This is a genomic window from Blastococcus sp. SYSU D00868, assembly GCF_054050575.1.
On record NZ_JBJGZO010000021.1, the window covers coordinates 26,955 to 51,012 of the forward strand.

Sequence of the window (24,058 nt, forward strand, 5' to 3'; positions counted from 1 at the left end):
AGGCGACACGACCATGGCGATCCGAGGGGACGCGGCACCGGCCGTCGCGCGCCCGCGCGACACCGAGCCCGAGATGGGCGGTCTCGCCTCGCGGCAGGACCCGGCCAAGGCCCGGCAGCGCCCGCTGCCCGATCCCAAGCCGCTCACCCAGCACGGCCCCGCGCGGGTCATCGCGATGTGCAACCAGAAGGGCGGCGTCGGCAAGACGACGTCGACGATCAACCTGGGCGCGGCGCTGGTCGAGCACGGCCGCCGGGTGCTGCTGGTCGACCTGGACCCGCAGGGCGCCCTGTCGGTGGGCCTGGGCGTGCCGGCGCAGAACCTGGACCGCACCATTTACAACGCGCTCATGGAGCGGCGGACGACGCTGGCCGACGTGCGCGTGCACACCGACATCCCGGGCCTGGACCTGGTGCCCAGCAACATCGACCTGTCCGCCGCCGAGGTGCAGCTGGTCAGCGAGGTCGCCCGCGAGCAGACGCTGATGCGCGTGCTGGCCGACGTCCGCGACGAGTACGACTACGTGCTCATCGACTGCCAGCCGTCGCTGGGCCTGCTCACGGTGAACGCGCTCACCGCGGCGCACGGCGTGATCATCCCGCTGGAGTGCGAGTTCTTCTCGCTGCGCGGCGTCGCCCTGCTCGTCGACACGATCGAGAAGGTCAAGGAGCGGCTCAACCCCGAGCTGGAGATCTCCGGGATCCTCGCGACGATGTACGACACCCGCACGGTGCACTGCCGCGAGGTGTTCAGCCGCGTCGTCGAGGCCTTCGGCGACACCGTGTTCCAGACCGTCATCCACCGCACGGTGCGCTTCCCCGAGACCACGGTCGCCGGCCAGCCGATCACCACGTGGGCGCCGACGTCCTCGGGCGCCGCGGCCTTCCGCGACCTGGCGAAGGAGGTCATCGCACTGTGACCCGCCGTCCCGTGCTCCCCGGTGCCTCCGAGCTGTTCCGCCGCACCGACACCCCGGCCGAGCCGGAGGTCACCGAGCTGCCCAGCGTCGCCGCGACCACGAGCTCGCCGGCGCTGCGCTCCACCACCCCGCGGCGCACGGCCACCGTGCCCGGCGTCGAGGAGGCCGTGCCCGGGCTGACCCTGGTCCCGGCCGGCGCCGACGCCGACCCGCTGGCCTCGTTCCGCACGCCGCCGGCACCCGCCCCGGCGATGGCGCCGCAGCCGCCGCGCACCCGCGGCCGGGCGGTGCGCGCCGAGCGGACCAAGCACGACGAGAAGATCACCGTCTACATCTCCGCCGAGGAGCTGCTGGCGCTGGAGAGCGCCCGCCTCACCCTGCGCGCGCAGCACGGCGTGGCCGCCGACCGCGGCCGGATCGTGCGCGAGGCCATCGCGGTGCTGCTGGCCGACCTGGCCGAGTCCGGCGAGGACTCGGTGCTGGTCCGCCGCCTCAAGGGCTGACGACGCGGCGTCGTCGTGCGCCGCGGTGCGGTTCCCGGCCCCGGGGCTGCACCTGCGCGCACGCCGACCGGTCCTAGGCTGCCCGCGTGACCGAGGCGCGGCCGGACGGGCGGTTCACCGTCCGGCTGACCAACTTCGAGGGGCCGTTCGACCTGCTCCTGCAGCTGATCGGCAAGCACCGCCTCGACGTCACCGAGATCGCGCTGTCGCAGGTCACCGACGAGTTCATCGCCCACCTGCGCGCGCTCGGCGACGAGCTGGACCTCGACCAGGCCAGCGAGTTCCTCGTCGTCGCCGCCACGCTGCTCGACCTCAAGGCCGCCCGGCTGCTGCCGGCCGCCGAGGTGGAGGACGAGGACGACCTCGAGCTGCTCGAGGCCCGCGACCTGCTGTTCGCCCGGCTGCTGCAGTACCGCGCGTACAAGGAGGCGGCGGCGTTCCTGCGCGAGCGGGAGGCCGGCGCCGTCCTCCGGTACGGCCGCGACGCCGGCCCCGATCCCCGCTTCGCCGACCAGGTGCCGGAGGTGCTGCTCGGCGTCACGCCGGAGCAGTTCGCCGCGCTGGCGACCCGGATCCTGACGCCGAAGGCCCCGCCGACGGTCAGCGTGACCCACCTGCACGCCCCGCCGGTCAGCGTCGCCGAGCAGCTGCTCGTGGTGCGCAACCGGCTGGCCGAGGCCGGCACCGCCAGCTTTCGCGCGCTGACCGCCGACTGCGCGCACACCCTCGAGGTGGTCGCGCGCTTCCTCGCGTTGCTGGAGCTCTACCGTCAGCAGCGCGTGGTGTTCGACCAGCTCACCCCGCTCGGCGAGCTGCACGTGCGGTGGGTGGGCGGGACGCTCCCGGTCGCGGACGACGAACGGGACGAGGAGGACCGGTGACCGAGGAGCAGCCGCGCCCCATCTCCTGGGACGCGCTGGCCGCCGAGCTCGCCGCCTCGCGCGAGGCGGCCGCCGACCGCGACGAGGACCCCGCCGTCTGGGACGCCGTCGCCGCCGAGCTGGCCGCCCGCGTGGCCGAGCGGCCGGCGCCGGCCGCCGGGGAGCCGCCGCCGGTGCCGGTCGAGGAGACCGTGCTGCCGCTGCCCGGGATGCCCGCGCCCCCGCCCGCGCCCGCCCCCGAGCCCGAGCCCGAGGTCGAGGCCGACCCGGCCACGCTGCGCGCCGGGCTCGAGGCGCTGCTGTTCGTGCTCGACGGGCCGGTCGACGAGGAGACCCTCGCCGCGGCGCTGCGCTGCCCGGTCGCCCGGGCCCGGGAGGCGCTGGCCGAGCTCGCCGCCGACTACGACGCCCGCGGGGCCGGCATCACGCTGCGGCGGGTGGGGGAGGGCTGGCGGCTGTACACCCGCGAGGAGCACGCCGGGGTGATCGAGCGGTACCTCGGGCACGGGCGGGGCAGCCGGCTCACCCAGGCGGCGCTGGAGACCCTCGCCGTCATCGCCTACCGGCAGCCGGTCACCCGGGCGCGGATCGCGGCCATCCGCGGCGTCGGCGTCGACGGGGTCATGCGCACGCTGCTCACCCGCGGGCTGGTGCACGAGGTGGGCACCGACCCCGACTCCGGCGGCGGGCTGTACGGCACCACGCCGCTGTTCCTGGAGCGGCTGGGGCTCGTCTCGCTGGCCGACCTGCCCGACCTCGGCCCGCTGCTGCCCGAGACCGCGACGCTGCTGGCCGACCACCCCGACGCGCACTGACGCCTCCCGCCGCGGGGCGGTGGTCGCCGTCCTCACCCCGCGGCCGCCGACCTCGCCGCCGGCCGGGGGGTCGGCGGCGTCCGCGTGAGGACGGCGATCAGTCGCCGAGGAGGACGCCGGTCACGAGCAGCAGGCCGACGACGACGAAGACGCCCCCGGCGATGCGGCCGCGCCACAGGTGGAAGGCGCGGGCCCGCTCCGACCACACGCCGGCCGCGCCCGGGCCGCGGTCGCGGGCCGCCGGGTTGTCGGGGGAGTGCTCCCACACCAGCCGCCGGGAGAGCAGCACCAGGGCCACGCCCATGACCGCGAGCACCAGCCCCATGACCTGCTCCGTGCGCATGCACCGATCCTCCCGCACGCCCTCGTGTCGCCCGGGAGCACCGCTCAGAACCGCGGCCGCCGCCGGTCGGATCCGGTGGACGCGGAGGAGGAGGGGACATGGCCACGACGGTGCTGGACATGTCGGTGTCGGTGGACGGGTTCGTCTGCGGTCCGGACGACCGGCCGGGCAACCCGGGCGGGGACGGCTTCCTGCGGCTGCACGACTGGGCGATGGCCGACGGCGGGTTCCGGACGGACGGCGTCGCGGCCGAGGTCGCCGACTGGGTCCGCGGGACCGGCGCGGTCGTCGTCGGCCGGCGGACGGCGGAGCAGGCCGGCCACTGGGGCGGCGACCACCACGGCGGCGTGCCGGTGTTCGTGCTGAGCTCGCGGCCGCCCGCGCCGGAGGCCGCCGCCCTCCCGCTCGTCACGTACGTCACCGACGCCGAACCCGCGGTGGCGCGGGCGCGGGCCGCGGCCGGGGACCGGGACGTGCTGGTGCACGGCGCGGTGACCGCCCGGCGGGCGCTGGCGGCCGGGCTGCTCGACGAGCTGCAGCTGCACCACGTGCCGGTGCTGTTCGGCGGCGGGCGGCGGCTGTTCGACGTCCCGCCGGCCCGCACGGAGCTCGACGTGGTGCGCGTCGTGGACACCCCGGAGGCCACGCACGTCCGCTACCGGGTCCGCCGCTGAGCGGACCCGCCGCCCCGGGCACCCGCGCCGGGGGCGGCGTCCGGCACCGGTGGGAGACTGGACGGCGATGAACGCAGTGCGCGCCGGCGACGAGCCGACCGACCGGACCCCCGACCGAGCGACCGACGAGCCGGCCCCGACCGGCGGCGGGGAGGGCTGGTCGGAGGAGATGGAGCTCGCCCCGGCGCACCCCGGCGACCGGGCGCCCGAGCCCGAGCCGGGCCATCCCGAGGGGGAGCGCCTGCAGAAGGTGCTGGCCCGGGCCGGTGTCGGCTCCCGCCGGGTCTGCGAGGAGATGATCGACCAGGGCCGGATCAGCGTGAACGGCGCCGTCGTCACGGTGCAGGGCATGCGGGTGCACCCGCGCACCGACCACATCGCCGTCGACGGCGTGCGGCTGGAGCTGCGCGACGACCGCGTCACCTACGCCCTGAACAAGCCCTCCGGCGTCATCACCGCCATGAGCGACGACCGCAACCGGCCGACCGTCGGCGACATCGTCGGCGACCTCGCCCCCGGGCTGGTGCACGTCGGCCGGCTCGACCAGGACACCGAGGGCCTGCTGCTGGTCACCAACGACGGCGAGCTCGCGCACCGGCTGGCGCACCCGTCCTACGAGGTGAAGAAGACCTACCTGGCGCAGGTGTCCGGCTCGATCCCGCGCGACCTCGGCAAGCGGCTGCGCCAGGGCGTCGAGCTCGAGGACGGGCCCGTGAAGGTCGACTCGTTCACGGTCGTGGACACCCACGCCGGGCAGTCGGTCGTGGAGGTGGTGCTGCACGAGGGGCGCAAGCACATCGTCCGCCGGCTGCTGGCGCACGTCGGGCTGCCGGTGTCGCGGCTGACCCGGATCGCGATCGGCCCGGTGAAGCTCGAGCGGATGCGGGTCGGGTCGATCCGCCGGCTCACCCGCGGCGAGGTCGGCCAGCTCAACGACCTCGTCGGCCTCTGAGCCGCGCCCTGGCGGGGCGAACCTAGACTCGGTGAGGCGCCCTGGGCCGTGGGCCCCGCGAGCCGACAGGCCGTGAGCATCGCAGCGAGGAACGAGCGAGGAGCGGAGCGGCCGCGCAGGCGAGCCCGTGTCCGAGCGACGAACGAGGAGTGTGCATGGCCGTCCGAGCCATCCGGGGCGCGACGCAGGTCGACGCCGACGACCGGGACGAGGTGCTGGCGGCCACCCGCGAGCTGGTGAGCACCGTGATCGAGCGCAACGACCTCGACAGCGAGCAGCTGATCAGCATCCTGTTCACCGCCACGCCGGACCTGGTGTCGGAGTTCCCCGCGCTGGCCGCCCGGGAGCTCGGCCTGGGCGACGTCCCGCTGATGTGCGCGACCGAGATCGACGTCCCGCACGCCCTGCCGCGGGTGCTGCGGCTGATGGCGCACGTGGAGACCGACCGTCCGCGGTCGGAGATCACGCACGTGTACCTGCGCGGCGCCACGGCCCTGCGACGGGACATCGCCCAGTGAGCGCCGGCTTCACCGGCCAGGTGACCCTCGACGGGCCCTCGGGCACCGGCAAGTCCAGCGTCGCCCGCGCCGTGGCCGCCCGGCTGGGCGCGGCCTACCTGGACACCGGCGCCATGTACCGCGCCGCGACCGTCGCCGTCCTGGACGCCGCGGTGGACCCCGAGGACGCCGAGGCCGTCGCCGGGGTCGTGGCCCGCGCCCGGATCGAGGTGGGGACGGCGGCCGACACCGAGCTGGTGGAGGTGGACGGCGTGGACGTCGCGGTGCGGATCCGCAGCGCCGAGGTGACCCGCGCGGTGTCGGCGGTGTCGGCCGTGCCCGCGGTCCGCCGGCAGCTGGTCGACCAGCAGCGCGCCCTGGTCGCGGCCGCGGACGCCGTCGTCGTGGAGGGCCGCGACATCGGCACCGTCGTCCTGCCCGACGCGACCTGCAAGATCTACCTGACCGCCGCCCCGGAGGCCCGGGCGCAGCGCCGCGCCCTGCAGCTGGGGCTGACCGAGCCGGGCGAGATCGCCGCGCTGGCCGCCGACCTGCGCCGCCGCGACGAGTACGACAGCAGCCGCGCGGACAGCCCGCTGCGGCCGGCCGCCGACGCGGTCGTCGTCGACAGCACCGACCTCGACCGCGAGCAGGTCGTGGACCGCGTGGTCGAGCTGGCGCAGGACTCCGTGGGGGTGGCCCGATGACCGAGGAGGGGACCGGCGCCCCGCTGCCGGTCGTCGCGATCGTCGGCCGCCCCAACGTGGGCAAGTCGACGCTGGTCAACCGGATCCTCGGCCGCCGCGCCGCGGTCGTGCAGGACGTGCCGGGCGTGACCCGCGACCGCATCTCCTACGAGGCGCTGTGGAACGGCAAGCGGTTCACCGTCACCGACACCGGCGGCTGGGACCCCAAGGCCGAGGGGCTGGGCGCGTCGATCAGCCGGCAGGCCGAGTACGCCATGCGCACCGCCGACGTCATCGTGTTCGTCGTCGACAGCTCGGTCGGCGCCACCGACACCGACCTGGCCGCCGCCCGGATCCTGCGGCGCAGCGACCGCCCGGTCATCGTCGTCGCCAACAAGGTGGACGACGAGCGCAGCGAGGCCAACGCCGCGGAGCTGTGGTCGCTGGGCCTGGGCGAGCCGCAGCCGGTGAGCGCGCTGCACGGCCGCGGCTCCGGCGACCTGCTCGACCTGATCCTGGACGCGCTGCCGGAGGCGCCGCGCGAGCAGGTCGAGGAGGGCGGCCCGCGCCGGGTGGCGCTGGTCGGCCGGCCGAACGTCGGCAAGTCGAGCCTGCTCAACCGGCTGGCCAAGGAGGAGCGGTCGGTCGTCGACTCGGTCGCCGGCACCACCGTGGACCCGGTGGACTCGATCATCACGCTCGGCGGGGAGGAGTGGCGGTTCGTCGACACCGCCGGGCTGCGCCGCAAGGTCAACACCGCCAGCGGCATGGAGTACTACGCGAGCCTGCGCACCGAGGCCGCGATCCAGGCCGCCGAGGTCGCCGTCGTGCTGCTGGCCGCCGACGAGGTGATCAGCGAGCAGGACCAGCGGGTGATCACCCAGGTGGTCGAGGCGGGGCGGGCGCTGGTCATCGCGATCAACAAGTGGGACCTGCTCGACGAGGACCGGCACGCCCAGCTGGAGCGGGAGGTCGAGCGCGACCTCGCGCGGGTCAGGTGGGCCAGCCGGGTGAACATCTCGGCCAAGGGCGGCCGCGGCGTCGGCAAGCTCGCCGACCACCTGCGGGCGGCGCTCGCGTCCTGGGAGACCCGGGTGCCGACCGCGGAGCTCAACCAGTACGTCCGCGCGCTGGTGCAGGAGACGCCGCCCCCGGCCCGCGGCGGCCGCGCCCCGAAGATCAAGTACGTGACGCAGGCCGACGTCCGGCCGCCGCGGTTCGTGGTGTTCTCCACCGGCTTCCTCGAGGCCGGCTACCGCCGGTTCCTCGAGCGCAAGCTGCGCGAGCGGTGGGGGTTCGCCGGGACGCCGATCGAGATCTCGGTCAAGGTCCGGGAGGGCCGCGAGGGCGAGCGCCGCAAGGGGCTGCGCGGGTAGCGATGACTTCCGCCGCCGGGGCGGGTCGAGTACGACGAGACCCACCGACCGCGCCCCGGAGGCAGTCATGACCGCACCGCAGACGTCCACGCTCGAGGTCCCCGGGGCCGTCCTGGCCTACGACGTCCGGCCGGGGGACGGGTCGTCCGGCGAGCCGCCGCTGTTCGTCCTCGGCTCGCCGATGGCGGCCTCGGGGTTCGGCACCGTCGCCGGGCTGTTCCCCGACCGCACGGTGGTCACCTACGACCCGCGGGGGGCCGAGCGCAGCCGGCGGACGGACGGCGCGTCGACGTCGACCCCGCAGGAGCACGCCGACGACCTGGCCCGGCTGATCGAGGCCGTCGGCGGCGGGCCGGTCGACATGCTGGCCACCAGCGGGGGAGCGATCAACGCGCTGGTGCTGGTGTCCCGCCGTCCGGAGCTCGTGCGCACGCTCGTCGCCCACGAGCCGCCGGCGGTGGCGCTGCTGCCGGACCGGGAGGAGGCGGCGGCCGCCTGCCGGCACGTGTCGGAGACCTACCAGCGCGCCGGGTTCGGCGCCGGGATGGCCGAGTTCATCCGGCTGGTCATGCACTCCGGCCCGATCCCCGCCGACTGGGCCGACACCCCGGCCGACCCGGCGGCCTTCGGCCTGCCCACCGAGGACGACGGCTCGCGGGACGACGTCCTGCTCGGGCAGAACATGGACACCAACCCCACGTCGGAGTTCGACCTCGAGGCGCTGCGCCGGGCGTCCACCCGGATCGTGCCGGCCGTCGGCGCCACCTCGGTGGGGCAGCTGGCGCACCGCGGCGGCGAGGCCGTGGCCGAGGCGCTCGGCACCGTCGCCGTGGTGTTCCCCGGGGACCACGGCAGCTGGACCGACGGCGGCCACGGCGACCCGGCCGACGCCGCCGCCTTCACCGCGCGGCTGCGCGAGGTGCTGGGTGTCGGGATGATGCGCGAGGCGCCGGTGGGCGGCTGACCCTGCGCGGAGCCCGGCGGCGGGTGCGGTAACCTGCTCCTCGCAGCGAACGGACGGCGCCAGCCGCCCGCCGCTCGGGCTGTAGCGCAGCTTGGTAGCGCACTTGACTGGGGGTCAAGGGGTCGCAGGTTCAAATCCTGTCAGCCCGACAGTGCAGGTCAGAGGCGAGTGGACGAGTGAGTCGGCTCGCCTCTGACGCGTTCCGGGGCGCCGGTGCCGCGGCGGTGGTCGAGGAGGACCGCCGAGCCCGGCGCCGGTCGCGTCAGGCTCCGTCGTCCGCGTCGAGGACCCGCAGCAGGACGGCCTCGTCCGGCCGCAACACCACGGGCTCCGCCAGCGGGCCGTCCCCGAGGGAGGTCCCGGCGCGTCCGGGGTCCGTGGACAGCAGGAGGCTGAAGCGGCCCGCGACGCCGAGCTCCCGCGGCTCGGAGGCGAAGTTGGCCGCGGCCAGCACCCGGCCGGACGCGTCGGCGCGCGTCCAGGCCAGGAGGTCCGGGCCGGCGTCGAGCAGGTGCTGGGTCCCGGTCTGCAGGATCGACGAGCCGGCGCGCAGCTCGCCGAGCCGGCGGACGAGGGCCAGCGTCGACTGCGGGTCCGCGGCCTGGCGTTCCACGCTGAGCGCTTCGGCGTCGGCGACGAGCGGCAACCACGGCTGCCCGGTCGTGAACCCGTCGCCGGGACCGGCGGTGGACGGCGGGGACCAGGGCAGCGGCGCGCGCTCGGGATCGCGGCCGTCGACGTCGACGACCCGATCGGGCGGGATCTGCGCATCGGGCAGGCCGAGCTCGTCGCCCTGGTAGACGAAGGGCGTGCCGCGCAGCGCGGTGAGGAGCAGGGCGGCGACGCGGGCGCGGGCCGGACCGTGCCCGCCGCCGTCGTAGCGGGAGGCGATCCGCGAGTGGTCGTGGTTGCCGAGGAACCAGGCCGGCCAGGCCTCCGGCTCGGCCAGCGCCGCGAACTCCTCGATCACCCGGCGGAAGGCGGCGGCCTCCCAGGGCAGGTGCAGGAAGACGAAGTTGTGCGCCATGTGCAGCTGGTCGCCCCCGCCCAGGTAGTCGACGACGCGACGCAGGTCGAGCAGGTACACCTCGCCGACGACCATCCGGTCGGAGTACTCGTCGACGACCCGCCGGATGCCGCGGAGCCGCTCGTGCGCCACCGGCTCCCAGTCCTGGTCGTGCCGCCGGTCGGAGCCGGCGTTGCTGCGCAGCAGCGGGTCCTTGCCGAGCCGTTGCAGTGCGTCGATGCGCAACCCGTCCACGCCCCGGTCGAGCCAGAACCGGACGACGTCGTGCATGGCGGCCTCGACCGCGGGGTTGTCCCAGTTCAGGTCGGGCTGCTGCGGGGTGTAGGAGTGCAGGTACCACTGGCCCGTGTGGTCGTCGAAGCTCCAGGCGGGGCCGACGGCGGAGAACTCCGACCGCCAGTCGTTGGGCGGACCGCCGTCCGGGGCGCTGTCCCGCCACACGTACCAGTCGCGCCTCGGGTCGTTCCGGGAGGAGCGCGACGCGCGGAACCACGGGTGCTGGTCGGAGCTGTGGTTGGGCACCCAGTCCAGCAGGACCCGGATGCCGCGCTCGTGGCAGTCGGCGATCAGCCGGTCGAGCTCGTCGAGGGTGCCGAACAGCGGATCGACGTCGCAGTAGTCGGCGACGTCGTAGCCGAAGTCGGCCATCGGGGAGGGGAAGACGGGGGAGAGCCAGACCGCGCTGACGTGCAGGGCACTCAGGTGGTCGAGACGTTCCCGCAGGCCGCGCAGGTCGCCGACGCCGTCGCCGTCCCCGTCGGCGAACGACCGGGGGTACACCTGGTAGACGGCGCCGCGTCGCCACCACGGGGGTGTCGCCATGTGCCGACCCTAGGAACCAGCCCCGGGAGCGGCGAATCGCCGCACGGCCCGGCCCCCTCGCGTCCTCCGGGCCGGGGGTCAGCCGTTGGCGATCTCGAGGAGGACGTCGGCGTGGCACGGCTGGTCCTCCGGGCACCAGCAGGCCAGGTCGTGGCCGCGCAGCAGCCGCCGCGCCTCGGCCGCGTAGTCGCCGACCGCCCACCGGCGGAACCACCGGATCGCCGTCGCCGTGTCCGGGCAGACGACGACCCGGGCGCCGTCGGGGTACTCGCCGGGCTCGCGCCCCGTCGGCACCGGCCACGCGTCGTCGCCGTCGCCGGCGGCCCACATGTAGGTCTCCCCGACGCGGAACGGGTTGCCCCACCGGGTCGGGCGCGCGACGACCACCGCCCCGGGTGGCTTCCGCCAGCCCCGGGCCCGGCTCAGCCGGACGCGGCCCGGCCGCCGGCGCACCGCGGCCGCACGGCGGGGAGGAACGGCCCACCCGTCGACGTCCATGGACATCACCGCACCGCCTCCGACTCGGGACCACCGCTGGGCCCCCTGGTGTCTACGGGACGGGTGTGACGAAACCCGGGGGAGTCGCCGGGTGGCGACCGGGAGGCGGCTGCCTGGCGGGGCCCGCCCCGGGCGGGCAGGCTGCCCGGTCGAGGAGGGCGGCCATGGCGCGGTACGTGGTGAACGAGGCGGGGGTGGCCCACGCCCGGCAGCTGATCGACGCGCGGCAGTACGTGCTGCGCAGCGAGTGGGGGCGCGTCCAGCCCTCGGCGGAGGACGAGAACGCCTACCTGGCGCGGCACTCGTGGGACGAGTACGCGGCGTGGCACCTCGCCCTTACCGACGGCGCCACCGACGGGACCAAGGCCCGGTACGGCTTCGTCTACGGCGACTTCCGCCGCGTGCACCGGATGGGGATCATCGCCTGCCACTACCGGGCGGCCGAGTGGGGCCACAAGGAGGTCGAGCTCGCCGCGCACGACCTCCTCCAGCACCTCGACGCCACGCGGGCGCGGGCGGAGCGGTCCTAGCCGCCGCCCTCGTCGGTGCCGGTACGCCCGCCGGCGCCCGGGCCGGCCGCGGGCGGTGCCTCGGGCCTCGGGTCGAGGCGCTCCAGGCGCTGGCGGATCGCCGCCACGTTGAGCGCCAGGTCCTCGAGGGCCTCGACGGCGCGGGTCGCCAGCGCGAACGTGAGGTTCTCCCGCTGCCGCTCCGGGCTGGGCTCGCGTCGGCCGCTCCCGGCACGGTCGCGGGCGGCGGCCGCCCCCCAGGGCGACTCCTCGCCCCCGGCGTCGCCGAACAGCTCGCGCAGCATCCGCTGCGCGCGGTCCAGGAAGTCGCCCATGTCGGGCGGGTCGGTCGCCATCGATCTCTCCTCTCGCCCCCGGCGCCGCGGAGGCGCGGCCGCCGGCGGGGTCTCCACGGCGAGTACCCGATCGACGGCCGGGCCATGGGCGGGAGTTCCCGGCCGGGCCGGGAGCTCCCGCGTCATCCGCCCGGGGTGACGCCCCGGTCGGTGGCGGGTGTCACGGTCGGCCGTGGCCGAGGGGGCGCTCCGGGACGACGTCGTCGTGGGCCTGGACGCTTCCGCGAGCGCCCGGGCCGCGCTCGACTGGGCGGTCCGGGAGGCCCGGCTGCGCGGCCGCGGGGTCCGGCTGGTGGCGGTGCGGCCGGAGGACGGGGTGGCGGCCGGGGCCGGCGCCGGCGGGTCCGAGCAGGACGAGCGGGCCGGCCTGCTCGCCCTCGCCGCCGAGGTGGCCGCCGCGGCCGGGTGCACCGGCGTCCCGGCGCGCGCGGAGGTGCGCCACGGCGACCCGGCCCGGCAGCTCGTCGACGCCGCCGCGCCCGGCGCGCTCCTGGTGGTCGGGTCGCGGGGCCGGGGCAGGCTGCGGGGCGCCCTGCTCGGGTCGGTGAGCCAGCAGGTCGCCCGGACGGCCCTCGGCCCGGTCGTCGTCGTGCGCGACGACCGGTCGGCGCACGGGGCCGTGCTGTGGCGCGGGCCCGCGAGCCGGGTGGCGGCCGGGGTGGACGGCTCCGCCGGCTCCCTGCTCGCCCTGCGGTTCGCCGCCGCGGAGGCGCGCCTGCGCGGCGGCGAGCTGCAGGTCGTCCACGCCTGGCTCGACGGCCTGGTCGGCACCGGGGGAGCGGCCCGGGCGCAGGCCGTGCTCCGGGACGCGATCGGCGCCGCCGGCAGCGAAGCGCACCGGGTCCGCGCCGAGACCGTCGAGGGCGCCGCGTGGGACGTCCTGACCGAGGTGGCCGAGGCCGCCGACCTGCTCGTCGTCGGCGCCCGGGGGCGGGGCGGCCTGACCGGTCCCCTCGGCTCGGTCAGCCTGCGCTGCCTGATGTACGCGCCGTGCCCCGTCGCGGTGGTCCGCCCGCCGGGCGTCCCCGTCGGCCGCACGCCGTGAACCCCCGACGACGATCGAACGCCCACTGCATCGCCCCGGTGCGATCGGGACCGGCGGTCCCGCGGCGATGCGGGAGATGCTCGCCGAGCAGCGCGGCGTCCCGCCGGGGGCGTGCTGGAGCCGGTGATGGTCGAGGAGTGGCACCTCGGCGTCGACGGCACCGTCTCCCGGCTCCCCCGCGGCACTAGGGTGCGCCCGGCGCGCGAGGCCGGGCGGCGGCGCGCACCGACCGAGCAGAGGGGGACGACGGCGTGGCCGAACCGGGTGGACGCACGGCACTGGTCACCGGGGCCGGGCAGAACGTGGGCGCGGAGACCGCGCGGGTGCTCGCCGCCCGCGGGCTGACCGTCGGCGTCAACGACCTGTTCGCCGACCGGGCCGAGCGGGTGGTCGAGGAGATCCGGGCGGCCGGCGGGAAGGCCGAGCCGGTCGTCGCCGACGTGACCGACCTCGAGGCGGTGCGGGAGGCCTTCGGGCTGTTCGGGCCGATCGACGTCCTGGTCAACAACGCCGGCATCCCGGTCACGGGCATCACCATGAAGCGCTTCGTCGACGAGGACCCGGCCGGGTGGAAGGCGTTCGTCGACCTCAACGTGTACGGGCCGCTGAACTGCACGCACGTCGCGCTGCCCGGGATGCTGGAGCGCGGCTGGGGCCGGGTCGTCACGATCAGCTCGGAGTCCGCGCGGGTGGGGGACAAGCTGATCGCGACCTACGCCGCGTCCAAGGGCGCCGGGCCGGCGCTGATGCGGTCGCTGGCCAAGGAGGTGGGCCGGCACGGCGTCACCTGCAACAGCCTCTCGCTGGCCACCCAGGGCAACGCCGGCATCGACGAGGCCTCGGACATGGCGCTCAAGCAGCTGCGCGCCTACGCCGTCCCGCGGCTGGGGCGGGCGTCCGACGTCGCCGCCGCCGTGGCCTGGCTGGTCAGCGACGACGCCGCCTGGGTCACCGGCCAGACCATCCCCGTCAACGGCGGATACGCCACCAGCTGACCGCCGGTTCAGGGGGATCACCACAGGAAACCGGGCACCGGCCTGCCGCGTCCGGCTATGGCGCGACGCGGTGCACGTGGCTAGCGTGGCCCGCCCAGCCACCCGCGCCGGTCGTGGAGCGGTGCCCGGGCGGCTGCGGGGAGGTGCCACGTGCCCGAGGGACGACCGCCGCGGCGGCCGGCGCCGGCCGGCCGGTCGCCCGCGCTGCCGGACGCCCCGATCCGGCACCTCGTCGGCACCGCACCCGTCAGGCCGGGGCCGGCCCTCGTCGGCGCGCCCGGGCGGCGCAGCGTCCGGAGCGCCCGGCAGGGGCCGCCCTAGCGCATCCGCGGACGAGGGGAACGGGCCCATGCCGGAGCACGTCCAGGACACGGCCGCGGGCGGGGCGCCGCCCGCGGTGGCCGGCCGCCGGTCGCGGGGGGCGCCCGCGGCCGCGGTGGCGGTCGGTCTGCTCACCGCGGGACTGCTCGCCGGCTGCGGCACCGACCCCGAGCCCGCCGCGGCCGCCGGGTCCCCCGACTGCCCCCGCACCGTCACCGCCCGGCTCGCCGGCGGCGAGCAGCCGCAGCGGCACGACGAGTACCTGGCCGACGTCAGCGACAGCGGCGCCGCGACCATGGCGGAGCTGGGCCCGCAGATCGAGGCCCTCGTCACCGACGCCGTCGCCGGGCGGGCCAGCCTCACCGTGAGCGTGGTCGGCGCCTCGGCCACGGACCTGACCACGGTGCTGGACTGCCCCGCGCTCGTCCCGCTCGTCAACGACGAGGACGCCCGCGAGCAGGCGACGGCCAACCTGGTCACCGCGGTGACCGACGCCGTGGTGGAGGCCTACCCGGAGCGGGACATGCGCCACGGGTCGGACCTGTACGGCGCGCTCATCGCCGTCAGCGGCCGGCTGCCGGCCGGCGTCCCGGCGCGCATCGTCGCCACCTCCGACGGCATGAACGTCGGGCGGACCGACCTCCCGCTGTCGCTGCCCGGGGTCACCGTCGAGCTCTACGGCGTCGGGCGGCTGGCCGGCAACGGCCTGGACAGCGCCGCCGCCACCCAGCTGCGGGATGCGTGGAGCCTGGTGCTCACCCAGGCGGGCGCCACGCCGGTCGTGCGCTTCACGCCCTACGTCGCCGGCCAGGTGACGCCGTGAGCACCGTCTCGGAGGACCAGGCGCTCAACGGCGCGCCGCGCGACCGCCAGCCGCCCGCCCGCGGCGGCGGCCCGGACCCGGTGCCCAACGCGCTGGGCGCCGAGGCGGTCCAGGGCTCGCTGCGCGCCCTGAGCGCGCTGCTGGTCCCGCTCGGCGGCCGCGGCCGGCGCCAGCGCCGCAAGGTCGCCCAGTGGACGACGTCCAGCACCCAGTTCCTGGCCGCGCTGTCGAGCGCGGTGGACGCCGCCCGCCGGGCCGACCGGCACGCCGCCGCCGTGCCGCCCCGCGGCGCCGCCTGGTCGCTGCCCACCCTGCTGCTGGTCATGGCGGTGCTGACGGCGGCGGACTACCTGGGGGTCAACGCGATCCTGCGCGCGGCCAACCTGCCGCAGCGGGCCAGCTTCACGCTGCCACTGGTGATCAGCGTGACCCTGCTGGTCAGCGCCAAGGTGCTCGCCCACTGGGACCTCGGGTCGGTGACCGCTCCGGACCGTGAGCCCGACCGCGAGCCGCACCGCGCGCCGGACCCCACGCGGGACGACGGCGCGGACGCCGCGGCCGCGGACGCCGCCCGCCGCCTGGAGGCGCTCACCGGCCCGGTGAAGCGGCGCAAGCGGGCCGTGCTGCGCCTGGCCGGGCCGCTGGCCGCGCTGGGCATCGCGGGCCTGTTCCTGGGGCTCGGCGGGCTGGGCGCCGGCCTCGGCGGCGGCCTCGGGCTCAACGACGGGGAGCACGACGACCTGCTGCTGCTGGCCGCCTTCGGCGTCATCGCCGGCATCGTGCTGCTCAACGTGTGCGCGGCGCTCGCGCTGGCCTACGGCATGTACACCCCCGGCGCCGCGGAGTACCGGGCCGCCGTGCGCAACGCGCAGGTGAAGTGGCTCTACGTCCGCTTCCTCAGCGCGACGGCGCGGCCCGAGCGCCGGTCCCGCCGGCTGCTGGAGAACCTCTCGGTCATGGGGGAGCGGGCGCAGCTGCGGGCCGCCCTGGGCCACCACGAGGGCATGCGGGAGCTGCTGCTGGCCGACCCCGGTGAGCGCTCGGCCCGGGCGGCGGCCCTCGCCGACGACCTGGCCCGCCGTCTCGGCGACCGGACCCCGGACGCGCTGCACCGGGACTACGAGCAGCGGCTGGCCCGGCTCGAGCGGCACCTCACCCCGGCCGGCCCCGCCCCGGTCCCCGCGCCGCGGTGGGAGGCCCCCGGCGCGACCCCGGCGGGCACGCCGTGAGGCGCGGGCGGCTGCGGGCGGCGCTGGCCCGGCTCGTCCGGCCCTTCGAGTTCGACAGCCGGTTCGGCGTCCCCGCCGTGCGCCGGGTCCCGGTCCGCCGCGCGGCCGGGGTGCACCGGGACCGCCGCCTGCCGGGCTGGCTGGTGCCGCTGCTGCTCGCGCTGGCCGGCCTCGCGGTGCTCCTGGCGACCTGGGACGGGCCCACGTCGGGCCCGTCCGACGACCCCGAGCGGCTCGACCAGGCCGACCTGGCCGGCGGCCGCCAGCTGGCCGGCCGGGCCTGCGTGGTGCTGGCCAGCGACGTCTCGAGCTCGATGCGCGCGCACGCCGACGAGCGCACGGCCGCGCTGGGCGACCTGATCGAGTTCTCCCGCCGCGCGCTGCGCCCCGACGACCTGGTCCTCGTCGTCACCTACGACGGCGCGATGGCCGTCGCCCTCCCGCCCACCGCGGTGCGCGACCTCCCGGACGACGACGTCCCCGAGCCCGTGCCCGGCGTCGACGGGACGGTCCTGGTGCGGGTGGTCGAGGGCGTCTCCTCCCTGCTGGAGTCGGAGGACTGCGCGGCGACGGGGCTGGCCTCGGTCACCGACGGCGAGTTCCAGGACGACGCCGCCGCCCTCGACCGGGCCCTGGGCACCGCGGCGCTGCAGCGCGTGCACCTGCTGGTCCCCGGCGGGACCGGCCGCCCCGGACCCACCGGCGACGACCGGCTGGCGGAGATCGAGGTCGAGCACTTCGAGCCCGGCGACGCCGCCGAGCTGGGGCTGGACTACGGCCGGCTGATCGCGGGGCTGACCGGGCAGGAGCTGAGCGGCTCCTGACGCCGGCCGGGGGGCCGGACCAGGCCGGACCAGGCCGGACCAGGCCGGACCAGGCCGGGGCGGCCCGGCTCAGGCCTCCGGCGCCCCGGAGAGCCGCGCGAACTCGGCCTGGATCAGGTCGTAGCAGCCGCAGGCGGTGCGGTGCAGGGCCTCGGCGTCGAGCACGGTGATCCGCCCGCGGGTGTAGTGGATCATGCCCGCCTGCTGCAGGACGCCGGCGGTGATCGAGACCGTGCCGCGGCGGACGCCGAGCATCTGGGCCAGGAACTCCTGGGTGAGCGGGAACTCGTCGCCGCCCACCCGGTCGCGGGTCTGCAGCAGCCACCGGGCGCAGCGCTCCTCGGTGGCGTGCAGCCGGTTGCAGGCCACGTTCTGGGCGAGCATGACCATCGTCGCGTGCGTGAAGCGGTGCAGGACCTCGTGCAGGGCGCCGTCGGAGTCCAGGAAGCGGCGCAACGCGGGAGCCGTCAGCCGCAGCGCGCGGCCCGGGACCTGGCACAGCGCGTCGTTGGGGGAGGCGACCGTCCCCAGGAAGACCGGCAGGCCGGCCATGCCCTCGTAGCCGATGGTCGCCACCTCCACCGCCGCGTCCTCCTCGGCGGCGGCCAGCAGCGACAGGACCGAGTCCACCGGGAAGTAGACGTGCTCGATCGGCTCGCCGCGGGTCAGCACCTGGTCGCGCAGCCCGAGGTCCACCGGCTCGGCGAGCCCGAGCAGCCGCTGGTACTCCTGCTCGGGGAGGCCGCGCAGCAGGAGGTTGTGGCGCGGGTCCGGGGCGGGGGAGCCGGTGGGGAGGGACATGCGCCGCCTGTCTCGGGGGGCTCGGGCGTTCCGGGTCCGGGTACCCGGCGGTCAGGGCGTCATGCGGACGAGCCGGCCCCGAGGCGCGCCCACGGGGTCGGGGGGACGGCGAGCAGGTCGGCGGCGCCGGGCGCCATCGTGTAGGCCACCAGCGCCGGCGCGACGTGCGAGAGCGGGAGCACGTGCTCCACGCACCCGGTCGCCAGGGCCGCGCTGGGCATGCCGGGCGCCTCCGCGTCGGCCGGGTCCTGTGCCAGGACGCGGCCGCCGGCCCGGCGGACCGCCCGCACCCCGGCCGCGCCGTCGTCCAGCCGGCCGGTCAGGACGACCGCGAGCACCCGCGGCCCGAACGCGGCCGCGGCGGAGGTCAGCGCGACGTCGGCCGTGCGGTTCGGCGGCGCCGGCCGCAGCGTCAGGCCGCCGGCCGGCGACAGCTCGGCGGACAGGCCCGCCGGCAGCACGGTGACCCCCGGCTGGAGCGGTCCGTCGGTGGCGGTCCGCACCGGCAGCGCGGCGGAGGACCGGAGCAGGGGCGTCAGCAGCTCCGCGGCGCCGGCCCGCCGGTGCTGCACCACGAGGACGGCCGCGGGGAAGCCGGCGGGCAGCGCGGGGACGATCCGCCGGAGGGCCCGCAGCCCGCCCGCGGACGCGGCCAGGACGACGACGTCGATCGGCCCCGCCGGTGCCGCCGACCGCGCCTCCACCCGGAGGAGCCTACGCCTGTGTCAGGTACCTGACACAGAGATCCGCGTCCGGGCGGACGGGCGTGCCGTCCCCCCGGCGCGGACCTAGACTCGGGAGCCTGCAACGGATGCACCGGTCCGGGCGGCCGGGCGGCTCCGCGCACGACCCGGAGGGCGGCGGACGATGGCGCAGGACCCCGACGACGGCTCTGCCGCCGACGCGGGCCCCCTGCTCGCCGCGCTGCGGCTCACCGGCCTGACGAGCCGCACGGCGTGGCTGCGCTACCTGGCGCTGGGCGGGAACCTCGACGAGGTCTCGGTCGAGGCGCACCTGCACGGCGTGCTCGAGATCCCGGCCGGTGAGTACAACGTGCTGGCGCACGCGCTCAACGAGGAGCTCGACGACCTGCCCGAGGCCGACCGGGTGCCCCGCGTGCCCTACCGGCGCTCGGTGGGGGAGAGCCTGCTCCGGCGGGAGGGCTGACCGGCGATCCGATGCGCGCGCGCCCGGGCACTCCCCCGGCGCTCCCCGGCGCTACGGTTCCTGCACGCCTCGCCGGTGCCCCGGTCGGAGCAGTGACGGGCAGGGGGTGGTCGATCGTGGCCGGCACGCGACGTGACCTGGTGGTGGTCGGCGCCTCGGCCGGCGGGGTCGAGGCGCTGCGGCAGATGCTGCGCCACCTGCCGCTGGGGTTCCCGGCCGCCGTCCTGGTCGTCCTGCACATGCCGTCGACCGCCCGCAGCGCCCTGCCGGCCATCCTCGACCGGGTCTGCGACCTGCCCGTGCGGGCCGCCGCCGACGGGGACCGGCTGGAACCGGGGACCGTGCTCGTCGCGGTGCCCGACCGGCACCTGATGGTCAGCGACGGGCGCGTGCGGCTGACCCGCGGCCCGCGGGAGAACAGCCACCGGCCGGCGGTCGACGTGCTGTTCCGCTCCGCCGCCCGCGCCGCCGGCCGGCGGGTGGTGGCCGTGGTGCTGTCCGGCGCGCTCGACGACGGCACCGCCGGCATGATCGCCGTCCGGTCCCGCGGGGGGGTCGGCGTGGCGCAGGACCCGGAGGACGCGCTCTACCCGAGCATGCCGCGGCACGCCGTCGAGGTGGGCGGGGCCGAGCACGTCCTGCCCGCCGACAAGATGGCGGCGGTGCTGACCGAGCTGCTGGCCGAGGACGTCGGCGACGTCGACGAGCCCCCGCCCAGCGAATTGATGGACACGGAGACGGCGATGGCCAACCTGGACGCCGAAGCTGTGGACGCCGACGACCGCCCCGGCACGCCGTCGGGCTTCGGCTGCCCCACCTGCCACGGAGCCCTGTTCTCGATCACCGAGGGCGGGATGGAGCGGTTCCGCTGCCGGGTCGGGCACGCCTGGTCGCCCGAGGCGCTGGCGGCCGAGCAGTCCCAGGCCCTGGAGAGCGCGCTGTGGATGGCCCTGCGCGGACTCGAGGAGCGGGCGACGCTCAGCCTGCGGATGGGGGAGCGGGCGGAGGCCGGCGGCCACCGGCTCAGCGCCCAGACGTTCCGGCGACGGCACGACGAGGCCCTGCACGCCGCCGCGCTGCTGCGCCGGCTGCTGCAGCAGGGCGAGCTCGACGGCGAGGGGCTCCCCGACGACGCGGAAGGGGCCTGACCGGTGAGCGCGGACGACGAGGTCACCCCGGAGGAGCGGTTCCCGGGAGCCGGCCCGGAGGCGGACGGGGACGGTCGCGTCCTCGTGCCCCCGGACCCCGCCGAGGAGGACGCCGACGACGACGCCGCGGGACCGGCGGCCCTCGGGCCCGACCCCGCGTTCGAGTCGCTGCTGCTGTTCCTGCGCGAGCGGCGCGGGTTCGACTTCACCGGCTACAAGCGCCCCAGCCTCGTGCGCCGGGTGCAGCGGCGGATGGCCGAGGTCGGCATCGGCTCGTGGGCGGAGTACCAGGACTTCCTCGAGGTGCACCCCGAGGAGTTCACGCCGCTGTTCAACACGGTGCTGATCAACGTGACCAGCTTCTTCCGCGACCGGCCCGCGTGGGAGCACCTGCGGGACCGGCTGCTGCCACAGGTGCTGGCCGCGGCCGGGCCGACGATCCGGGTGTGGAGCGCCGGCTCGGCGTCGGGGCAGGAGGCCTACAGCCTGGCCATCCTGCTGGCCGAGGCGCTGGGCGCCGAGCCGTTCCGGCAGCGGGTGAAGATCTACGCCACCGACGTCGACGAGGAGGCGCTGGCCCAGGCGCGGCAGGCGGTGTTCACCGAACGCGAGCTGGCCGGCCTGACCGCGGCGCAGGTCGAGGAGTACTTCCAGCCCGAGGGCGCCCGGTTCGCCTTCCGCAAGGACCTGCGCCGCTCGGTGATCTTCGGCCGCAACGACCTCGTGCAGGACGCGCCGATCTCGCACGTGGACCTGCTGCTGTGCCGCAACACCCTCATGTACTTCAACGCCGAGACGCAGAGCCGGATCCTCGGCCGGCTGCACTTCGCGCTCAACCCCGAGGGCCTGCTGTTCCTCGGCAAGGCGGAGATGCTGCTGTCGCACGGGCAGCTGTTCGCCCCCGTGGACCTCAGCCGGCGCTTCTTCCGCAAGCGGGAGGGGCAGCCGGGAGCCGAGCGGCGTCCCGTGGTCACGGTCGCCCGGGAGGGCCTCGGCGCCGCCGAGGGCGAGCTGTCGCGGCTGCGGCGCGAGGCGATGCTCGCCGCGCCGACGGCCCAGCTGGCGCTCGACGCGGACGGCCGCCTGGCCATGGTCAACCGGCAGGCCGAGCGGGCGCTCGGCGTCGACGGCCGCGACGTCGGCCGGCCCATCCAGGACCTGGAGATCTCCTACCGGCCCGTCGAGCTGCGGACCGCGCTGACCGAGGCCCGGGGCAACCGGGCGCCGGTGCAGGTGCGCGGGGTGGAGCGCCGGCGCCCGGGCCAGGAGCCCGACGTGTTCGACGTCCAGGTCATCCCGCTGTACCGGGAGGACAGCACCTTCCTGGGCAGCACCGTCACCTTCGAGGACGTGACCCAGTTCAGCCGGCTGCGGCAGGAGCTGGAGTACGCCAACCGCCAGCTCGAGACCGCCTACGAGGAGCTGCAGTCGACCAACGAGGAGCTCGAGACCACCAACGAGGAGCTGCAGTCGACGGTCGAGGAGCTGGAGACGACCAACGAGGAGCTGCAGTCGACCAACGAGGAACTCGAGACGATGAACGAGGAGCTGCAGTCGATGAACGACGAGCTCCACTCGACCAACGAGGAGCTGCGCAGCACCACCGACGAGCTCGGGTCCCTCAACCGGTTCATGGCCGGGGTGCTCGGCAGCTTCCGGGTCGGGGTGGTCGTCGTCGACCCGGAGCTGCGGGTGCTCGCCTGGAACGACGCGGCCGAGGACCTCTGGGGCATGCGGGAGGACGAGGTCCGCGCCCAGCACCTGCTGGCGCTCGACATCGGCCTGCCCGTGGTCGAGCTGCAGCCGCTGCTGCGGCGGCAGGTCCTCGGGGAGGGCGAGCCGCACGAGACGCTGGAGCTGGACGCGGTCAACCGGCGCGGCCGCCAGGTGCGGGTGCGGGTGACCGTGAGCGCGTTCCAGCACGCGCCGGGTGAGCGCGGCGGCGCCGTGGTGCTGATGGACCCGGCCGACGGCTGAGCGGTGCCGGCTCAGTCGGCGGCGTGCAGCACGTCGTCGACGTGGCCCTCCACGACGAGCGCGGCCAGGTCGCGCACCTTGACGTTGAGCCGGGAGCTGAGGTTCACCAGCCGCGCGAAGGCGTCGTCGGCGTCCACCCCCAGCCGCGCCATGATCATCCCCTTCGCCTGGTCGATCACGGCCCGCGAGGTGAGGGCCCGCTCCAGGTTGGCCGCCAGCTGCTCCATGGCCTCGCGCTCGGCGACGGTCTGCAGGACGCCGGCCACGGCGGCCGCGGCCAGCTCGGCGATCCGCCGGCCGGCGGAGCCGAACGCGGCCGGTTGCCCGGAGTAGACGTTGACCGCGCCGGACGTGTGCTCCTCCTGCACCGGGACGGCGAGGACGCTGCGCACCGCCCCGCCGGCCGCCAGCTTCGCCAGGTGCGGCCAGCGCGGGTCCGCGGTCACGTCGCGGGCGACGACGACGGTCCCCGACCGGTAGGCCTCCCAGCAGGGCCCCTGGCCGGCCTGCACCTGCAGCCCGTCGAAGGTCTGTGCCTCGACCGAGTCGCTGCCCAGGCGCTGCGGCTCCAGCGGGTTGCCCATCGTGATGCTGACCCAGTCCGCGGCGGGCACGGCGCCGCGGATGAGCACCGCCATCCGGCTCAGCAGGCGCCGCCGGTCGATCTCGCCGACCGGCAGCGCGGACAGCTCCGACAGCGCCGAGGCCAGCCCGATCACCTGCGCCGCCGGGATCGGCTGCTCGTCGGCCGGGGCGTCGTCCGGCGACCCGGAGGGTGCGGCGTCCGGGGCGTCCGCGGCGTCCGCGGCGTCCGGGGCGTCCGGGGCGCCGGCGTCGGGCTCCGGCTCGCGGGCGGGGGCCTCGAGCGGCACCAGGACCCACTGGATGCGCACCGCCGACCGGGGGCCGCCCGCGTTCTCGGCGAACCCGAACAGCTGCGCCCGCCCGGGGGTGAGCCGCCGCGGCCGCACGGTGACGGTCAGGCGCCGTTCCAGCTCCGCCCCCGAGCCGAGCTCCCGCAGCGCGGCCCGGAAGGCCCGCACGTCACCCGGGTCGAGGAACACGCTCAGCGGCTTGCCGCGCAGCCGCTGCAGGGGCGCCCCGAGGTGCGCGGCGAACGCGGGGTTGGCCTCGGCCAGCCCGCCGTTGCCGTCGGTGACGCACAGCCCGACCGGCAGCAGCGCCGACACCTGGCCCCGCCACCGGCGCTCGGCGTCGTGCTGCAGCAGCAGGTGGGCGATCTGCTCCTGCTGGGTGCGCATCTCCTCCTCGGCGACGCGCAGCTCCTCGTGGGCGACCTGCACCTCGGCCAGCTCGGCCAGCACCTGCTCGGCCGTGGCCCGGCCCTCCGGCAGCCCGCGCAGCAGCTCCGCGAGCGGCCCGAGGTCTGGCTGCAGCGGGTCGGCGGCGCCGGGCGCGCCGGTGCTCACGGCGCCGCCCCGGGGGAGGCGGTCCCGTCGCCGTCCGGCCCGCCGGCGCGGTCGCGGGAGCGGTCGCGCTCGACGGCCGCCTCGTCGCGATCGGCCTGGGCGTCCCGGCGGTGCCGGGCCGCGTGGCGGGCGTGCTCGGCCGGGTCCCCGACGCCGCGGCGGGCCGCCTCCTCGTGCGCCTGCGCGGCCCGTTCGTGGCTGCGGGCCGACCGCTCGTGCCCGGCCAACGCCCGCTGCAGGGACTCCTCGGCCCGCTGCCGCGCCTCCTCGGCGTGCTCCCGGGCGTCGCGCACGTCGGCGGCCTCCGCCGGCCGGTCCGCGGCCAGCCGGGTCAGCCGCTCGGCGATCTCCCTCGTCCTGCGTCCCGCCGACGCGGCCCGCTCGGCCGCCTCCGCGCCCGCGTCCCGTGGCTCCATGGCAGGCACCTCCGCCCCGCGCTCCCCAAGAGCTGACCACATCGGCGGCCCGCGCGCGAG

General features: G+C 76.7%; 27 protein-coding genes and 1 tRNA gene. 20 read left to right on the top strand and 8 right to left on the bottom strand.

The features are described from left to right. Window positions 1–13 precede the first annotated feature (13 nt). The 4 genes from ACI79F_RS16955 (at window position 14) to scpB (ending at window position 3,118) form a co-directional block, all read left to right on the top strand. Window positions 14–919, top strand: coding sequence for a ParA family protein (locus ACI79F_RS16955; protein ID WP_456546610.1), 906 nt, complete (start codon window positions 14–16; stop codon window positions 917–919). Then, window positions 916–1,422 (top strand): hypothetical protein, encoded by a 507-nt coding sequence (locus tag ACI79F_RS16960; protein ID WP_456546611.1) that lies wholly within the window; start codon window positions 916–918, stop codon window positions 1,420–1,422. Before ACI79F_RS16955 ends, ACI79F_RS16960 begins: the two co-directional genes overlap by 4 nt. A gap of 86 nt (window positions 1,423–1,508) precedes the next feature. Continuing rightward, a complete protein-coding gene (locus ACI79F_RS16965) occupies window positions 1,509–2,303 on the top strand; it encodes a segregation and condensation protein A (protein WP_456546612.1) in 795 nt (264 codons plus the stop codon). Further along, complete coding sequence (scpB, locus tag ACI79F_RS16970; protein WP_456546613.1) at window positions 2,300–3,118, top strand: SMC-Scp complex subunit ScpB; 819 nt, start codon at window positions 2,300–2,302, stop codon at window positions 3,116–3,118. Before ACI79F_RS16965 ends, scpB begins: the two co-directional genes overlap by 4 nt. A 97-nt stretch (window positions 3,119–3,215) precedes the next feature. On the opposite strand, the gene ACI79F_RS16975 is transcribed toward scpB, so the two are convergent. Further along, on the bottom strand, window positions 3,216–3,461 hold the full coding sequence (locus ACI79F_RS16975) for a hypothetical protein (protein WP_456546614.1): 246 nt from the start codon (window positions 3,459–3,461) through the stop codon (window positions 3,216–3,218). A 98-nt stretch (window positions 3,462–3,559) separates the two neighbouring features. On the opposite strand from ACI79F_RS16975, the gene ACI79F_RS16980 reads away from it, so the two are divergent. The 7 genes from ACI79F_RS16980 to ACI79F_RS17010 all read left to right on the top strand — a co-directional run bounded on the left by ACI79F_RS16980 (window position 3,560) and on the right by ACI79F_RS17010 (window position 8,759). Continuing rightward, the gene (locus tag ACI79F_RS16980) at window positions 3,560–4,135 is read left to right on the top strand and encodes a dihydrofolate reductase family protein (RefSeq protein WP_456546615.1); all 576 of its coding nucleotides are present in this window, start codon (window positions 3,560–3,562) and stop codon (window positions 4,133–4,135) included. A gap of 67 nt (window positions 4,136–4,202) precedes the next feature. Further along, window positions 4,203–5,087, top strand: coding sequence for a pseudouridine synthase (locus ACI79F_RS16985; RefSeq protein WP_456546616.1), 885 nt, complete (start codon window positions 4,203–4,205; stop codon window positions 5,085–5,087). Between the two features lie 155 nt (window positions 5,088–5,242). Next, window positions 5,243–5,605 carry a chorismate mutase gene (aroH, locus tag ACI79F_RS16990; protein WP_456546617.1) on the top strand — a complete coding sequence of 121 codons (363 nt, stop codon included), beginning with the start codon at window positions 5,243–5,245 and terminating at the stop codon, window positions 5,603–5,605. Next, a complete protein-coding gene (gene cmk, locus ACI79F_RS16995) occupies window positions 5,602–6,291 on the top strand; it encodes a (d)CMP kinase (protein WP_456546618.1) in 690 nt (229 codons plus the stop codon). The genes aroH and cmk overlap by 4 nt, the downstream gene beginning before the upstream one ends. After that, window positions 6,288–7,646, top strand: a complete 1,359-nt coding sequence (der, locus tag ACI79F_RS17000; protein ID WP_456546619.1) for a ribosome biogenesis GTPase Der — start codon at window positions 6,288–6,290, stop codon at window positions 7,644–7,646. Before cmk ends, der begins: the two co-directional genes overlap by 4 nt. A gap of 67 nt (window positions 7,647–7,713) precedes the next feature. After that, window positions 7,714–8,610 carry an alpha/beta fold hydrolase gene (locus tag ACI79F_RS17005; protein WP_456546620.1) on the top strand — a complete coding sequence of 299 codons (897 nt, stop codon included), beginning with the start codon at window positions 7,714–7,716 and terminating at the stop codon, window positions 8,608–8,610. A 75-nt stretch (window positions 8,611–8,685) separates the two neighbouring features. Then, a tRNA-Pro gene (locus ACI79F_RS17010) sits at window positions 8,686–8,759 on the top strand. 113 nt (window positions 8,760–8,872) lie between these two features. Here the strand turns inward: ACI79F_RS17010 and ACI79F_RS17015 are convergent. After that, window positions 8,873–10,459, bottom strand: coding sequence for an alpha-amylase family glycosyl hydrolase (locus ACI79F_RS17015; protein ID WP_456546621.1), 1,587 nt, complete (start codon window positions 10,457–10,459; stop codon window positions 8,873–8,875). Between the two features lie 78 nt (window positions 10,460–10,537). Next, entirely contained in the window at window positions 10,538–10,957 is a 420-nt protein-coding gene (locus ACI79F_RS17020; RefSeq protein WP_456546622.1) for a DUF4326 domain-containing protein, read from the bottom strand. A gap of 164 nt (window positions 10,958–11,121) precedes the next feature. Here ACI79F_RS17020 and ACI79F_RS17025 point away from each other — a divergent pair, with 164 nt between their 5' ends. Next, window positions 11,122–11,487 carry a hypothetical protein gene (locus ACI79F_RS17025; RefSeq protein WP_456546623.1) on the top strand — a complete coding sequence of 122 codons (366 nt, stop codon included), beginning with the start codon at window positions 11,122–11,124 and terminating at the stop codon, window positions 11,485–11,487. Here the strand turns inward: ACI79F_RS17025 and ACI79F_RS17030 are convergent. Beyond that, window positions 11,484–11,822 carry a hypothetical protein gene (locus tag ACI79F_RS17030; protein ID WP_456546624.1) on the bottom strand — a complete coding sequence of 113 codons (339 nt, stop codon included), beginning with the start codon at window positions 11,820–11,822 and terminating at the stop codon, window positions 11,484–11,486. The two genes, ACI79F_RS17025 and ACI79F_RS17030, sit on opposite strands and share 4 nt — an antisense overlap. Before the next feature lie 157 nt (window positions 11,823–11,979). On the opposite strand from ACI79F_RS17030, the gene ACI79F_RS17035 reads away from it, so the two are divergent. From ACI79F_RS17035 to ACI79F_RS17055, 5 genes are all read left to right on the top strand, one after another. Next, window positions 11,980–12,867 carry a universal stress protein gene (locus tag ACI79F_RS17035; RefSeq protein WP_456578921.1) on the top strand — a complete coding sequence of 296 codons (888 nt, stop codon included), beginning with the start codon at window positions 11,980–11,982 and terminating at the stop codon, window positions 12,865–12,867. A 251-nt stretch (window positions 12,868–13,118) separates the two neighbouring features. Beyond that, window positions 13,119–13,862, top strand: a complete 744-nt coding sequence (locus tag ACI79F_RS17040) for an SDR family NAD(P)-dependent oxidoreductase (RefSeq protein ID WP_456546626.1) — start codon at window positions 13,119–13,121, stop codon at window positions 13,860–13,862. A gap of 349 nt (window positions 13,863–14,211) precedes the next feature. After that, a complete protein-coding gene (locus tag ACI79F_RS17045; RefSeq protein ID WP_456546627.1) occupies window positions 14,212–15,006 on the top strand; it encodes a hypothetical protein in 795 nt (264 codons plus the stop codon). Beyond that, entirely contained in the window at window positions 15,003–16,235 is a 1,233-nt protein-coding gene (locus ACI79F_RS17050) for a hypothetical protein (protein ID WP_456546628.1), read from the top strand. The genes ACI79F_RS17045 and ACI79F_RS17050 overlap by 4 nt, the downstream gene beginning before the upstream one ends. Beyond that, window positions 16,232–17,059 carry a hypothetical protein gene (locus tag ACI79F_RS17055; protein ID WP_456546629.1) on the top strand — a complete coding sequence of 276 codons (828 nt, stop codon included), beginning with the start codon at window positions 16,232–16,234 and terminating at the stop codon, window positions 17,057–17,059. Before ACI79F_RS17050 ends, ACI79F_RS17055 begins: the two co-directional genes overlap by 4 nt. A 69-nt stretch (window positions 17,060–17,128) precedes the next feature. Here ACI79F_RS17055 and ACI79F_RS17060 read toward each other — a convergent pair whose 3' ends face one another. Continuing rightward, on the bottom strand, window positions 17,129–17,860 hold the full coding sequence (locus ACI79F_RS17060; RefSeq protein WP_456546630.1) for a Crp/Fnr family transcriptional regulator: 732 nt from the start codon (window positions 17,858–17,860) through the stop codon (window positions 17,129–17,131). Window positions 17,861–17,919: 59 nt separating this feature from the next. Continuing rightward, window positions 17,920–18,564 (bottom strand): chemotaxis protein CheB, encoded by a 645-nt coding sequence (locus ACI79F_RS17065; protein ID WP_456546631.1) that lies wholly within the window; start codon window positions 18,562–18,564, stop codon window positions 17,920–17,922. A 163-nt stretch (window positions 18,565–18,727) separates the two neighbouring features. Between ACI79F_RS17065 and ACI79F_RS17070 the strand changes: the two genes are divergently transcribed. The 3 genes from ACI79F_RS17070 to ACI79F_RS17080 all read left to right on the top strand — a co-directional run bounded on the left by ACI79F_RS17070 (window position 18,728) and on the right by ACI79F_RS17080 (window position 22,152). Next, on the top strand, window positions 18,728–19,027 hold the full coding sequence (locus tag ACI79F_RS17070) for a hypothetical protein (protein ID WP_456546632.1): 300 nt from the start codon (window positions 18,728–18,730) through the stop codon (window positions 19,025–19,027). A gap of 116 nt (window positions 19,028–19,143) precedes the next feature. After that, the gene (locus ACI79F_RS17075; RefSeq protein ID WP_456546633.1) at window positions 19,144–20,175 is read left to right on the top strand and encodes a chemotaxis protein CheB; all 1,032 of its coding nucleotides are present in this window, start codon (window positions 19,144–19,146) and stop codon (window positions 20,173–20,175) included. A 3-nt stretch (window positions 20,176–20,178) separates the two neighbouring features. Further along, entirely contained in the window at window positions 20,179–22,152 is a 1,974-nt protein-coding gene (locus ACI79F_RS17080) for a CheR family methyltransferase (protein ID WP_456546634.1), read from the top strand. Between the two features lie 11 nt (window positions 22,153–22,163). Here the strand turns inward: ACI79F_RS17080 and ACI79F_RS17085 are convergent, their stop codons facing one another. Both ACI79F_RS17085 and ACI79F_RS17090 read right to left on the bottom strand, forming a co-directional pair. Continuing rightward, window positions 22,164–23,582 carry an ANTAR domain-containing protein gene (locus tag ACI79F_RS17085; protein ID WP_456546635.1) on the bottom strand — a complete coding sequence of 473 codons (1,419 nt, stop codon included), beginning with the start codon at window positions 23,580–23,582 and terminating at the stop codon, window positions 22,164–22,166. Next, a complete protein-coding gene (locus ACI79F_RS17090; RefSeq protein ID WP_456546636.1) occupies window positions 23,579–23,998 on the bottom strand; it encodes a hypothetical protein in 420 nt (139 codons plus the stop codon). Before ACI79F_RS17090 ends, ACI79F_RS17085 begins: the two co-directional genes overlap by 4 nt. Between the last annotated feature and the right edge of the window lie 60 nt (window positions 23,999–24,058).

Coding starts and splice junctions, on each gene's coding strand:
- ACI79F_RS17015 (WP_456546621.1), bottom strand. CDS start 10,459: ATGGCGACACCCCCGTGGTGGCGACGCGGCGCCGTCTACCAGGTGTAC.
- ACI79F_RS17045 (WP_456546627.1), top strand. CDS start 14,212: ATGCCGGAGCACGTCCAGGACACGGCCGCGGGCGGGGCGCCGCCCGCG.
- ACI79F_RS16980 (WP_456546615.1), top strand. CDS start 3,560: ATGGCCACGACGGTGCTGGACATGTCGGTGTCGGTGGACGGGTTCGTC.
- ACI79F_RS17005 (WP_456546620.1), top strand. CDS start 7,714: ATGACCGCACCGCAGACGTCCACGCTCGAGGTCCCCGGGGCCGTCCTG.
- ACI79F_RS17060 (WP_456546630.1), bottom strand. CDS start 17,860: ATGTCCCTCCCCACCGGCTCCCCCGCCCCGGACCCGCGCCACAACCTC.
- ACI79F_RS17070 (WP_456546632.1), top strand. CDS start 18,728: ATGGCGCAGGACCCCGACGACGGCTCTGCCGCCGACGCGGGCCCCCTG.
- ACI79F_RS17020 (WP_456546622.1), bottom strand. CDS start 10,957: ATGGACGTCGACGGGTGGGCCGTTCCTCCCCGCCGTGCGGCCGCGGTG.
- ACI79F_RS16985 (WP_456546616.1), top strand. CDS start 4,203: ATGAACGCAGTGCGCGCCGGCGACGAGCCGACCGACCGGACCCCCGAC.
- ACI79F_RS17090 (WP_456546636.1), bottom strand. CDS start 23,998: ATGGAGCCACGGGACGCGGGCGCGGAGGCGGCCGAGCGGGCCGCGTCG.
- ACI79F_RS17030 (WP_456546624.1), bottom strand. CDS start 11,822: ATGGCGACCGACCCGCCCGACATGGGCGACTTCCTGGACCGCGCGCAG.
- ACI79F_RS17025 (WP_456546623.1), top strand. CDS start 11,122: ATGGCGCGGTACGTGGTGAACGAGGCGGGGGTGGCCCACGCCCGGCAG.
- ACI79F_RS16975 (WP_456546614.1), bottom strand. CDS start 3,461: ATGCGCACGGAGCAGGTCATGGGGCTGGTGCTCGCGGTCATGGGCGTG.
- aroH (WP_456546617.1), top strand. CDS start 5,243: ATGGCCGTCCGAGCCATCCGGGGCGCGACGCAGGTCGACGCCGACGAC.
- ACI79F_RS16955 (WP_456546610.1), top strand. CDS start 14: ATGGCGATCCGAGGGGACGCGGCACCGGCCGTCGCGCGCCCGCGCGAC.
- der (WP_456546619.1), top strand. CDS start 6,288: ATGACCGAGGAGGGGACCGGCGCCCCGCTGCCGGTCGTCGCGATCGTC.